The organism is Cupriavidus sp. 01L415, from assembly GCF_056400065.1.
In genome coordinates, this window is record NZ_JBFTSP010000003.1 from 237,688 (window position 1) to 248,531 (window position 10,844).

Sequence of the window (10,844 nt, forward strand, 5' to 3'; positions counted from 1 at the left end):
GGAGGAGGCCGCGCCATGTCCAGACGTCCCTGCATCGTGACTGCAGCGCTACTCCTGCCATGCCTCGCCGGCACGTCGCAAGCCGCGAGCCCCAGCTTCGACTGCAAGAAGGCGGACAGCGAGATCGAGCAACTCGTCTGCAAGGACAACACGCTGGCGCGGCTGGACAAGGAAACGACCCGGCTGTACGGGCTGGCGCTCGATGCGCGCTCCCTCGGCACGGCCAGCAAGAAGACGCTGATCGCCGAGCAACGCGGCTGGATCAAGGGCCGCAACGATTGCTGGAAGGCGAACGACCCGCGCGCCTGCACGACCACGAGCTATGTGAACCGCATCTACACGCTGCGGCAGAACTATGCCGGCGCGCGTACGCGCGATGACAAGGGCATCAGCACCGGGCCGTTCACGATCCGGTGCCCGGGCGTGGATGCCGCCATCGCCGGCACATTCGTCCAGACCGACCCGGGCTATGCCTACCTGACGTGGCTGGACCAGCAGTGGCTGCTCCAGCAGACGCGATCAGCCTCCGGCGCCCGCTACACCGCCAAGGCCGACGCGGGTGAAGCCATGTTCTGGGACAAGGGTCCGGACGCGCTGTTCACGCTGCCCGGCAAGCCCGAGATGAACTGCCGCGTGGAGATGCCAGGCTAGATACCGGGCTACATGCCGGGCCGGGTGTGGGGTTTCGGCAGGTGGTGCGCCCTACTTTCCTGCGGGCGCTGTCGCGGGTGCTGTGGGTGCTGTGGGTGCTGTAGGTGCTTCTCCTGATCGCGTCGGATCCACCACGATCCTGGCGCCGACATCGCGCAGGAGCCGCTGGAAATCGGGCGAGGCCATGATGATCTTCCCCGCGGCGGCGCGCAGGCGATCCACTGCCTCGGCCGGAAGATAGAATGAGGTGGGCAGCTCGTTCAGGTAAGCCAGTTCCTCCTTGTCCGTCAACTTGTCGAACGACACATCAATGGCATAGATGGTCGCGTCCGGCGTGCGTAACGCCGTGGTCACCGCGGCATCCTTGTTCGCCGAAAACGCGGAGGACGCCCGGACGCCGCGCATGGAACGCCACCGCGCCTGCGTATCCCTCAACAATTCCGTCGCCTCGTAGGAGTAATGGTCGATCGGAACGCCCGTGGCCTTGACCAGTATCTCCAGGGTTCCCGGTGGAGATTCCGACTTGTCCCATGCCGTCCTGGGTACGGACAGGGAATTGACGACGAACACGACGATCCTGCGCGTATGGTCGAGCGGCGAAGGTACGCCAATCAGGTGCAGCGCCTCCATCAGCTCGAGGGCATCCAGCACGCTGCGCATCCCGAGATTGTCCGACACGCCCCCATCCACGACATGGATGTAGGGCCGGTTGACGCTGTCGCCGAATTCGGCCTCTTCCCGCAGATGACGGGTCGCGCGCGCGGCGGGACGGGGCGGTTCGGCGCTCTCGATGAACGGCTTGATCCAGGCTGGCGTCGTGTAGCCGCAGGTGCCGCCGTAGTTGTTGAGCGTAATGGGTGTCAGCACCACGGGCACGGCCGACGACGCCGCTGCCGCGCGGGAAAGCCGCAACGCGTTCAGGTCCGAGCAGAGCACGTCGAACGTGGACTGCGTAAAGGGCAGGCGGGCGCCGGTAGAGATGTCCGTCGCCGACGCGACGATAAACGGTCCGTGTCCGCGATTGAGGTCGCCGAACGTGGCACCGTGGAACAGGATCTCGTCATACAGGTCCGCCGCCAGCTCCGATCGGCCCCAGCCGCTCGACCATAGCGACGGCCAGTAGACCGGATTGAGCGTGCGGAATGTAATCGTCCCTTGGACGTCCCGCTTGAGGAAATTCTGTTCGTAGTCATCGAAGAGCTTGTCGCCGTAGAGGCCATAGGCGAGCGCCGTAAAGCTTCCGCCCGACACACCGGTGATGACACCGACATGGTCGAGCAGGCGAGACTTGTTGCCCTTTGGCCCGACCGCTACGGTATTCCGCAGGAATTCAAGGACGCCGTACGAGAACGCGGCGGCGCGCGTGCCGCCGCCCGAGAAAGCAAGAATGACCAGGTTTTCGTTGTCCGACGAATACTGCGGGCGCGTGAAAAACCGATAACCGGTATTGGGATCGGCATGGGCGATAGGTGGGTTGACCGGCCGGCTGGCACAGCCGCCAAGCAGCAGCGACAACGCGAGTATCAGCCATGCAGATGTCGACGATCGACTCATGGATCCTCCCAGTCGGGCAGTGGCGGCCTCGCTGTCACGATCAAATTGCCAATGTCATTCAGCATAGTCTGAAAAGCCGCTTTGGACGCCGTCTCCGCCAACCTTGACAATGCCTGCTCAGGCAGATAGATTCCACGCGACCATCACCGAGGGACCATGATGCAATCGGCCAAGCGCCCCGTTTTGACGCAGTTGAGCTCCGGCGACCTCGGTTACCTGGTCACGCAAGTCCGCAATCAGGTCCTGGCCAGCATCGAGCGGGAACTGGCACCGCTCCAATTGACAGCTGCCCAGTTTGTCGTCCTCAACATTCTCATCAATGGCCGGGGCCGCACGCTAAGTGAGTTCTGCAAGCTGATTGGCTATGACTCCGGCGCCATGACGCGGCTGCTTGACCGTATCGAAAGCAAGGGCTTCATCCGGCGTGTGGAGAATCCCTCGGACCGGCGCAGCTATCTGGTTGAACTGACGGACGCAGGCGCCGCCATTTTTCCGCAGGCGCGCGCCGGCACGCAACGCGCGCTAGGCGGCCTGCTTGCTGGCTTCTCGGAGGATGACGCAACGCTGTTGCGTGACATGCTGCAACGCATCCTCGTCAACGCGAGCGAATCCTGACCTGGCTTTTTTTCAACAACTATCTGCCTGGGCATATTCAGCAGAGACAGATTGACTGAACATGACTGCTGATGTGATGGACGACCTCCTTGACTGGCGCGACTGGGAAAACTTCTGCAGGGTCGTGGAGGCCGGCGGATTCACAGCCGCGGGCGCCCGGGCCGGGCTCCCAAAATCCTCGGTCAGCGCCTCCGTGGCGCGGCTCGAAAGCCAGCTTGGCATGCGGTTGCTGGAGCGAACCACCCGCCGCGTGCGCGCCACCGAAGCCGGCGATGTGCTCTATGTGCGCTCGGCGCCGCTACTTGCCGCCCTGCGGGATATCGCGGCCGACGCGAAATCAGCAACGCACGAAGTCCGGGGAACACTGCGGGTGACCGCACCCTACGAGAGCGGATGGCTGCATTTGTCGCCGGCGCTCGCCAGGCTGCTCCAGACGTATCCCGACCTGCGCGTCGAGATCGATGAGTCGCGAGCGGTACCCGATCTGGTCGAGCAGGGATATGACATCGCCTTTGTCAGGACCACCACGGAGCTGCCAGGTAGCTCGATGGTGAGCCGGCGCGTGGTGGCGATGGAGCGGGCCTTCTATGCATCCCCTTCGCTGTCCAGGAAGCGGGGACTTCCCGGCGCGCCACAGGAACTTGAAGGATGGCCCGCGATCCTGGAGCCCGGAGACAAGCACTGGGAGTTCTGCCAGCACGGGAAAGAGCTGGCGCGCGTCCCCATGCAGGCACGCGTCCGGACTTCCAATGCGGAGATGCGCGTGCGCGCGGCCATCGACGGATTGGGCGTGGCGCGCCTCGCGTCGCGCTATGTCGACGAATACCTCAAGCGCGGCGAGCTTGTGCGGATCTTGCCCGCATACCATTCGTCGCCATCCAGGATCTATGCGCTCACCCCGGCGCGTCGGCTGATGCCGGCCAAGGTACGCGCCTTGCTCGACGCCATCGGCAGCGTCAGCGAATAGCGACGCCCTGCCGAAGCTGACCAGGCGTTTCCCGAGATCCGGCAAGAAAGCTGCCAGCGATTGTCCAGGCTCGTGAACAGCCTGGCGATGGCAAGCGCTTTTTCCGGTCTGCCGGCTGATCTAGAGTGGGTCCATCGCTTCCACCCACCCGGAGACAACGCAGCATGAACCGCCTCGCACACACCACCCACCTCGCCGCCGCCCTCCTTTGCGCCATCGGCCTGTCGCTGGCCGCCGGCGCGGCAAACGCCACCACGCCACCATCCGACCTCGCCCGCCTGGACGGTAGTGTCGGCCGCAAGGTTGACGCCTTCACCGACGGCGCCGGCATCGTCCAGCGCGACGTGTATGCCGGCGGTGCGCGCAGCGTCCACGAGCCGCGTGATGTGTTTACCGACGGTGCGCGCAGCGTGCATGAGCCGCGCGACGTATTCACCGACGGCGCCTGATCACTTCACGCCAGCACTCACGGACGCACCCCGGATGCACCGCCGCCCGCTGTCTGCGTCCACGACCACCTCGATCTGGCGCGTTCCACGCTACCGCGCCCGCAAGCGCCTGACGCCAAAGTCCCCCAGGGCTTGCACCGCGGTCACCAGCACGATCAGCACCGCAATCACCACGATCATCACGACCGTGTCGAAGCGCTGGTAGCCATAGCGGATGGCCAGATCGCCAAGCCCGCCCGCCCCCACTGCGCCGGCAATCGCGGACGCACCGATCAGCGACACCACCGTAATCGTGAACCCGCCGAGGATGCCCGGCAGCGCCTCGGGCAATAGCACATGCCAGATGATATGGCGGCGCTCGCAGCCCATCGCCTGCGCGGCCTCGATCAGCCCGTGCTCCACCTCGCGCAGACTGACCTCGGCGATGCGCGCGAAGAACGGCGTGGCGCTGATGGCCAGCGGGACCACGGCAGCCCAGACACCGATCGTCACGCCCACCACCAGGCGCGTGAACGGCAGCAGCGCCACCAGCAGCACGATGAACGGTGTGGCGCGGAAGCCGTTGACGACCGCGCCTGCCAGCCGGTGAAAGCGCGGCGACGGCCGCATGCCGTTCGGTGCGGTCACCACCAGCAGCAACGCCAGCGGCAGCCCGGCCAGCGCCGCGATCAACGCGGATGCGCTCACCATGGTCACAGTATCGAGCAACGCATTCCAGAGACGATCAACGAGAATCGGAGACATAGCCTAGCGAAGTGACTTGATGGGCAAGATGAGCGTTCGGCGCCGAATCGACCGGCCCATGCGCGGGCACGGCCAGGAGCAAGGTGCCATGCGTGTGGCCCTGTATCCGGTCCAAGCTGCCGTGCAACAAGCGCACGCCGCTGCCGAGCGCGGCTGCCACCTGCGACAGGTCGGGGGCCTCGCCACCGCTATAGCGCAACTCGATCACCCGTTGCCACGCGCCATGGCCATCGGGCCGGTCGCGCAGACGCCGCGCGATATCCTCCGGCACGCGCATGGCCAGCGGTGCCAGCAGCGCACGCGTGGCGTCATGCGTCGGATTGCCGAACACCTGCCAGACGGGGCCGGTCTCCGCAATCGCGCCGCGATCCAGCACCAGTACCCGGTCGCAGATCGCGCGGATGACGCGCATCTCGTGCGTGATCAGGACGATGGTGATATCGAGCCGCGCATTGATATCGCGCAGCAGCGCCAGTATCGACTGCGTCGTCTCGGGATCCAGCGCGGACGTTGCCTCGTCGCAGAGCAGGATGTCGGGCCGATGCGCCAGCGCGCGCGCAATCCCGACGCGCTGCTTCTGCCCGCCCGACAGCCGGCCGGGATAAGCATCGGCCTTGCCCTCCAGTCCGACCAGCGCAAGCAGTGACGCCACGCGCTCCCGCACTTCGGCGCGCGGCACCCCGGCCACCTTGAGCGGCAATCCCACATTCTCGGCTACCGTCTTCGCGGAAATCAGGTTGAAATGCTGGAAGATCATGCCGATGCGGCGGCGCAAGGCCACCAGCTCGCGGTGGCCCAGCGTGGCCACATCGACGCCATCCACGCGGACACGACCGCCGGTCGGCGTCTCGAGTCCGTTGATCGTGCGCAGCAAGCTGGACTTGCCCGCGCCGCTTCGGCCGATGATGCCGAAAATGCCACCAGCGGGAATCTCCAGATCGATCTCGCGCAGCGCCTGCACCGACCCGTTGGCCGCGTGGTACGTCTTGCTCACGTGATCGAAGCGGATGGCACCCGCACCGGGCGTGCCGACACTTTCCTGATGCAGCAGCGGCGACGCGGGCGCCTCCGACGACGTGGGCGCCTGAAAACCCCGGCGCCACAGTGGAAAGTTGGCGGCCATGTCTGGCGACTTCCGGGTCAGCGCTTCAGCCATGGCAGGCTGTAGAGCTTGTCATTGTTGGCGAAGGAAGTGCCGAGCTGCTTGCGCACCGCCGGCGACTCCTGATAGATCTTCACGAAGCGGGCCACCCTCGTGTCGTTGGCGTTGTCCTCGCGCGTGACGAAGCGAATCGCGAAGTAGGTGTCATCGACCCCCGAATACAGCAGCCCCGCGCCCGCCACCTGCGGCTTGCCCGCGTTGACGAAATGCGCCGGGTAGCCCTGCGCGAGGTCCACGTCATCGAGCGCGCGCACCAGCTGCGGCCCCTCCACCTCCACCCATTTTAGCTTCCTCGGATTGGCGGCGATATCGTTGATGCTGCCCTTCGCGCCCACGCCATCGCGCAGCTTGATCAGGCCCGCCTTCTGCAACAGCAGCAGCCCGCGCCCCTGGTTGACCGGATCGTTGGCCACGCCAACGCGCGCGCCCTCCTTGAGATCCTCGAACCGCTTGATGTGCGTCGAGTAGAGGCCGATGTTCGGCAGCACGCCCAGCGCCACGCTGCGGAACTTGTAGCCGCGCTCCTTGATGGCATTGTCGAGGAAGGCCTGATGCTGGAAATAGTTGAGATCGAGATCGCCGGCGGCCAGCGCCACGTTGGGCGTGGTCCAGTCGGTGAACTCGATCACCTTGACGTCGAGGCCCTGCTTGCGGGCTTCGGTGGCGGCCACTTCGACGGAGTCGGCCAGCGAACCCGGCGTGACACCGATGGTGAGGGGCGCCGCATGCGCCTGGGCGACGATGGCGAACGAGGCGAAAAGCGGAAGCAACAGCGAAGATTTCAGCATGATGATTGGCAGGAAATGAAGATCAAGGACGGCGGAACTGTGCGGCGGCGTGGCGATCCGGCAATCGGTCGCCTTCGCCAAACAGCTTGTGGCGCAGCGATCCGTCCGCGTATGCGGTCTTGTAGCGGCCGCGATTCTGTAACTCGGGGACGATCAGGTCGACGAAATCCTCGTAGCTCTCCGGAATCACGGTGCGGCTGAGGTTGAAACCATCAATGCCGGTCTCGTCGATCCAGGACTCGAGTTCGTCGGCCACCTGCGCCGAGTCGCCGACGATGGCGGGATACCGTCCGCCGAGCTCGAACAGGTCCAGCAGCTTGCGCCGGGTCCAGCCGTGCTGTGCGGCGGTGCGCTGCGCGGATTCGATGGCATTGCCGCCACCGTAGTCGACCGGTTCGTCCAGCCCGTAGCGCGCAAAGTCCACCCCGGTGCTCGCGGCAAAGTGCGCCAGCCCCGCCTCGCGGCTCGCATAGTCGCGATACTCGGCGTGCCGGGCGCGGGCTTCGGCCTCCGTCCGCCCCGTGATCACCGCCGCACCGGCAAACACCTTGACGTCATCCGGCTTGCGGCCCGCTGCCACCAGTTGCTCCCGCAATGCGCTGACGGTCTTGCGGGCGGCCTCCTTGCTGGGTGGCGAGATAAACACGCACTCGGCGTGGCGCGCGGCAAAGCGCTGACCGCGCCCCGAGCTGCCGGCCTGGAACAGGACCGGCGTGCGTTGCGCGGAAGGCTCCGCCAGGTGATAGCCCTCGACGTCGTAATAACGGCCGTGATGCACCACCTTGTGGACCCGGGCCGGATCCGCGAATGTGCGCGCGGCCTTGTCGCGCAGCACGGCGCCCTCCTCCCAGCTACCCTCCCAGAGCTTGTAGAGCACGTCGAGGTATTCATCGGCGCGTTCGTAGCGCTCGTCATGCGCAATCTGCTTGTCCAGCCCCATCGCCCGCGCAGCGCTGTCCAGGTATCCGGTCACAATATTCCAGCCCACGCGACCACGCGTCAGGTGGTCGAGCGTGGAGAAGCGGCGTGCGAGCAGATACGGCGCGTCGTAGGTCAGGTTGACGGTGACGCCGAATCCGAGATGCGTGGTGGCGGCAGCCATCGCCGGCACCAGCAGCAGCGGATCGTTGACGGGCAGCTGGATCGACTCGCGCAGCGTGACATCGACATCGCCACGATAGATGTCGTAGACCCCGACGATGTCGGCGATAAACAGTCCATCGAACAGCCCGCGCTCCAGTGTGCGCGCCTGGCTGACCCAGTATTCGAGCGTGTTGTATTGCGTGGACTGATCGCGCGGATGCGTCCACAGTCCGTGGTTGATATGCCCGACGCAGTTCATGTTGAATGCGTTGAGCAGGATCTGCTTGCGCGCCATCAGAGTGCTCCGTGCCGGGCCGGCAGCCTGTCATTCAGGTAGTAATTGCCGATCGCGTGATATTTCCATCGCACCGGATCGTGCAGCGTATGCGTGCGCGCATTGCGCCAGAAGCGGTCGAGGCCAAGGCCGTCGAGTGTGGAAGCGGTGCCGCCCAGTTCGAACAGCCGCGTGCCGGCCAGCAGCGAGGCGGTGGTCGTCGCCGCGCGGGCTTCGGCCACGGCGATCGATGCGGCCGCCACGGTCTGTGCGTCCGGCTGAAGCTGGGCTGCATCGACAATGCGTCCCGCACGGCGCACCAGCGCTTCCGCGGCGCGCAGCCGTACCTTGACGTCGCCGATGTGGTGGAGGGTCAGCGGATCGTCGCTCGCGCGCTCGACCTTCGCGTCCGCCCACGGCCGCGCATGATCGCGGATAAACGGCAGCGTTGCCGCCAGCGCGCCGCGCCCGATGCCGAGGTCGATGGCAGCGTGCATCAACTGCGCCACCGGGCCAATCGTGGTCGGCGTCTCGAACGATGCCGAGAATGGAATCACCCATTCGGCCTTCACGCGTACGTCGGTGAACGTGACCGAGCCGCTGCCCGTGACGCGCTGGCCGAATCCGTCCCAGTCGTCAGTGATCGTGATGCCCTCCGCGTCGCGCGGCACGATGGCGATGTAGGTCACCTCGCGCCCGTCTTCCTCCGCGACCACGAGCGTCGGAATGCGGTGCGCGAAGATGGCGCCCGTGCAGTAGAACTTGTTGCCATCGAGGCGGAAGCCATCGCCGTCAGGCGTCAGCCGCGTGCGACGCTTGAAATCCTTGTGGCCAATCTCGGCCAGCGCATTGCCGAAGCGCTCGCCGGCAAGCGCCAGATCGTAGAACGCGCGCTGCTGCGCCACGACGCCACCGACGCGCAACACCTCCAGCGCGTAGTAGTGGTTCTGTGGGATCTGCCCAAGCGATCCGTCCGCAGCCGCGAGGATCGCGATCACTTCCGCCAGCGTGCCGCTGGACACGCCCGCGCCGCCAAACTCGCGCGGCACGGTGATGCCCAGCAGCCCGCTTGCGCTCAACGCGTCTAGCTCAGCCCATGGCAGGCGCCGCTCGCGGTCGCGTAGCGCGGCCTCGGGCGCAAAGCGCTCCGCCAGCAACTGTGCGGCGGCAATGGCCTCGGCATCGTCGCGAATCCGGTGCGCGCGCGGTGGCGGCGCGGCCGGCGCGGGATGGCTGTCGGGATGGTCTGGGGCGGGCGGGGGGGTCTGCAACAAGGTCATGTCAGTTCCAGGAATGCCGTGCGGGCAGTACGCCGTTAAGGTGGTAATTGCCAATCAGGTGGAGCTTCCAGCGCACCGGATCATGCAGGGTGTGCGTGCGGGCATTGCGCCAGTGGCGATCGAGGTTGTGCCTGTCACGCGTGGCCGAGGAGCCCGCCAGTTCGAACAACTTCTCGCTAGCGGCGAGCGCCACTTCCGTGGTCAGCACCTTCGCCTCGGCGACGGCGACCGATGCCTGCGCACTGAGTTCGGCAGTCACCGTTTGCGCCGCAATATGGTCGAGCGTGCGGCCGCCCTCCAGCAGCACTTCCCGCGCGGCGTGGAGGTCGACGGCGAGCCGGCCAACATCGCCGATCAGATAGGGGTCGTCGGTGGCGTGCTCGACCTTGGCATCGATCCACGGCCGTGCGTAGGCGCGCACGAAAGCGATCGCATCGTCGAACGCGGCCTGTGCGATGCCCTGGTCGATGGCGGCCTGGATCAGCTGCGACGTCGGCCCGAAGAGACCCGGCCGCTCCGCCAGTTGCCAGACTGGCAACACGTCGTCCTCGGAAACCGCGACGTGGTCGAAGACCACCGTGCCGCTCGCCGTGGTGCGTTGCCCGAATGCGGACCAGTCGTCGTTCACCGTCAGGCCCGCCGCATCGCGCGGCACCCAGACCTGCACGGCGCGATCGTGGTCGTCCAGCGCGCGTACCGGCACGCGATGCGCAAACAGCGCACCGGTGGAATAAAAGCGCTTGCCGTTCAGGCGCAAGCCCTGATCTGTTTGCCGCAGCCGCGTGCCCGATTGCAGGACCGTCTGGCTGGTCGCCGACCGGCGCTCCGGCCCCGCGTTGCCGAGCCGCTGGCCGGCCAGTACTTCGGCGTAATAGCGCCGTTTCTGGGCCGGGGTTCCGATCTCGCGCAAGACGCCAAGCAGACCAAAGTGATTTTGCGGAATCTGACCGAGCGAGGAATCGGCGGCGCAGAGGATCGCGAAGACCTCGGCCAGCGTGGCGTAGGAGACATCGGGCCCGCCAAGTTCGTGCGGCACGGTAATGGCACCGAGCCCGCTGGCGGACCAGCGGTCAAGCTCATCCCACGGCAGGATGCGCTCGCGGTCGCGCCGCGCGGCACCTTCCGCAAAGTCGGCAGCCAGTGCATGAGCAACGGCGATGGCCTCGGCATCATCGCGGATACGCCGCACGGGCGTCACACGCGTCGGGCGCTGCAGCGCGTGCAGTTCTGAGAGGTTGGTCATGGCGAAGCGCAATGGAAATCAAAAATCCATTGGA

11 protein-coding genes are annotated in these 10,844 nt (G+C 66.0%); 4 read left to right on the top strand and 7 right to left on the bottom strand.

Annotation, left to right across the window (positions count from 1 at the left end; genetic code table 11):
* Positions 1 to 15 precede the first annotated feature (15 nt).
* Positions 16 to 651 (top strand): MliC family protein, encoded by a 636-nt coding sequence (locus tag AC1DOX_RS08765; RefSeq protein WP_441616536.1) that lies wholly within the window; start codon positions 16 to 18, stop codon positions 649 to 651.
* A 51-nt stretch (positions 652 to 702) separates the two neighbouring features.
* Here the strand turns inward: AC1DOX_RS08765 and AC1DOX_RS08770 are convergent, their stop codons facing one another.
* A complete protein-coding gene (locus AC1DOX_RS08770; RefSeq protein ID WP_441616534.1) occupies positions 703 to 2,205 on the bottom strand; it encodes a patatin-like phospholipase family protein in 1,503 nt (500 codons plus the stop codon).
* 156 nt (positions 2,206 to 2,361) lie between these two features.
* Here AC1DOX_RS08770 and AC1DOX_RS08775 point away from each other — a divergent pair, with 156 nt between their 5' ends.
* The 3 genes from AC1DOX_RS08775 to AC1DOX_RS08785 all read left to right on the top strand — a co-directional run bounded on the left by AC1DOX_RS08775 (position 2,362) and on the right by AC1DOX_RS08785 (position 4,236).
* Positions 2,362 to 2,820, top strand: a complete 459-nt coding sequence (locus tag AC1DOX_RS08775; protein WP_441616532.1) for a MarR family winged helix-turn-helix transcriptional regulator — start codon at positions 2,362 to 2,364, stop codon at positions 2,818 to 2,820.
* Between the two features lie 61 nt (positions 2,821 to 2,881).
* A complete protein-coding gene (locus AC1DOX_RS08780; protein WP_477101261.1) occupies positions 2,882 to 3,787 on the top strand; it encodes a LysR family transcriptional regulator in 906 nt (301 codons plus the stop codon).
* 164 nt (positions 3,788 to 3,951) lie between these two features.
* A complete protein-coding gene (locus tag AC1DOX_RS08785; RefSeq protein WP_441616528.1) occupies positions 3,952 to 4,236 on the top strand; it encodes a hypothetical protein in 285 nt (94 codons plus the stop codon).
* 90 nt (positions 4,237 to 4,326) lie between these two features.
* On the opposite strand, the gene AC1DOX_RS08790 is transcribed toward AC1DOX_RS08785, so the two are convergent.
* From AC1DOX_RS08790 to AC1DOX_RS08815, 6 genes are read right to left on the bottom strand one after another with little or no spacing between them, the layout of a single operon-like run.
* Entirely contained in the window at positions 4,327 to 4,980 is a 654-nt protein-coding gene (locus AC1DOX_RS08790) for a methionine ABC transporter permease (protein ID WP_441616526.1), read from the bottom strand.
* Positions 4,961 to 6,103, bottom strand: coding sequence for a methionine ABC transporter ATP-binding protein (locus AC1DOX_RS08795; protein ID WP_441616524.1), 1,143 nt, complete (start codon positions 6,101 to 6,103; stop codon positions 4,961 to 4,963). Before AC1DOX_RS08795 ends, AC1DOX_RS08790 begins: the two co-directional genes overlap by 20 nt.
* Positions 6,104 to 6,120: 17 nt before the next feature.
* A complete protein-coding gene (locus AC1DOX_RS08800; protein WP_441616522.1) occupies positions 6,121 to 6,930 on the bottom strand; it encodes a MetQ/NlpA family ABC transporter substrate-binding protein in 810 nt (269 codons plus the stop codon).
* 22 nt (positions 6,931 to 6,952) lie between these two features.
* Positions 6,953 to 8,308 carry an LLM class flavin-dependent oxidoreductase gene (locus tag AC1DOX_RS08805; RefSeq protein WP_441616520.1) on the bottom strand — a complete coding sequence of 452 codons (1,356 nt, stop codon included), beginning with the start codon at positions 8,306 to 8,308 and terminating at the stop codon, positions 6,953 to 6,955.
* Entirely contained in the window at positions 8,308 to 9,567 is a 1,260-nt protein-coding gene (locus tag AC1DOX_RS08810) for an SfnB family sulfur acquisition oxidoreductase (RefSeq protein WP_441616518.1), read from the bottom strand. The genes AC1DOX_RS08805 and AC1DOX_RS08810 overlap by 1 nt, the downstream gene beginning before the upstream one ends.
* Position 9,568: 1 nt before the next feature.
* On the bottom strand, positions 9,569 to 10,810 hold the full coding sequence (locus AC1DOX_RS08815; protein ID WP_441616516.1) for an SfnB family sulfur acquisition oxidoreductase: 1,242 nt from the start codon (positions 10,808 to 10,810) through the stop codon (positions 9,569 to 9,571).
* Positions 10,811 to 10,844 lie beyond the last annotated feature (34 nt).

Excerpts from the sequence above, each read along its gene's own strand:
- AC1DOX_RS08800 (WP_441616522.1), bottom strand. The coding sequence starts at position 6,930 with ATGCTGAAATCTTCGCTGTTGCTTCCGCTTTTCGCCTCGTTCGCCATC.
- AC1DOX_RS08785 (WP_441616528.1), top strand. The coding sequence starts at position 3,952 with ATGAACCGCCTCGCACACACCACCCACCTCGCCGCCGCCCTCCTTTGC.
- AC1DOX_RS08775 (WP_441616532.1), top strand. The coding sequence starts at position 2,362 with ATGATGCAATCGGCCAAGCGCCCCGTTTTGACGCAGTTGAGCTCCGGC.
- AC1DOX_RS08790 (WP_441616526.1), bottom strand. The coding sequence starts at position 4,980 with ATGTCTCCGATTCTCGTTGATCGTCTCTGGAATGCGTTGCTCGATACT.
- AC1DOX_RS08805 (WP_441616520.1), bottom strand. The coding sequence starts at position 8,308 with ATGGCGCGCAAGCAGATCCTGCTCAACGCATTCAACATGAACTGCGTC.
- AC1DOX_RS08810 (WP_441616518.1), bottom strand. The coding sequence starts at position 9,567 with ATGACCTTGTTGCAGACCCCCCCGCCCGCCCCAGACCATCCCGACAGC.
- AC1DOX_RS08795 (WP_441616524.1), bottom strand. The coding sequence starts at position 6,103 with ATGGCCGCCAACTTTCCACTGTGGCGCCGGGGTTTTCAGGCGCCCACG.
- AC1DOX_RS08815 (WP_441616516.1), bottom strand. The coding sequence starts at position 10,810 with ATGACCAACCTCTCAGAACTGCACGCGCTGCAGCGCCCGACGCGTGTG.
- AC1DOX_RS08780 (WP_477101261.1), top strand. The coding sequence starts at position 2,882 with ATGACTGCTGATGTGATGGACGACCTCCTTGACTGGCGCGACTGGGAA.
- AC1DOX_RS08765 (WP_441616536.1), top strand. The coding sequence starts at position 16 with ATGTCCAGACGTCCCTGCATCGTGACTGCAGCGCTACTCCTGCCATGC.
- AC1DOX_RS08770 (WP_441616534.1), bottom strand. The coding sequence starts at position 2,205 with ATGAGTCGATCGTCGACATCTGCATGGCTGATACTCGCGTTGTCGCTG.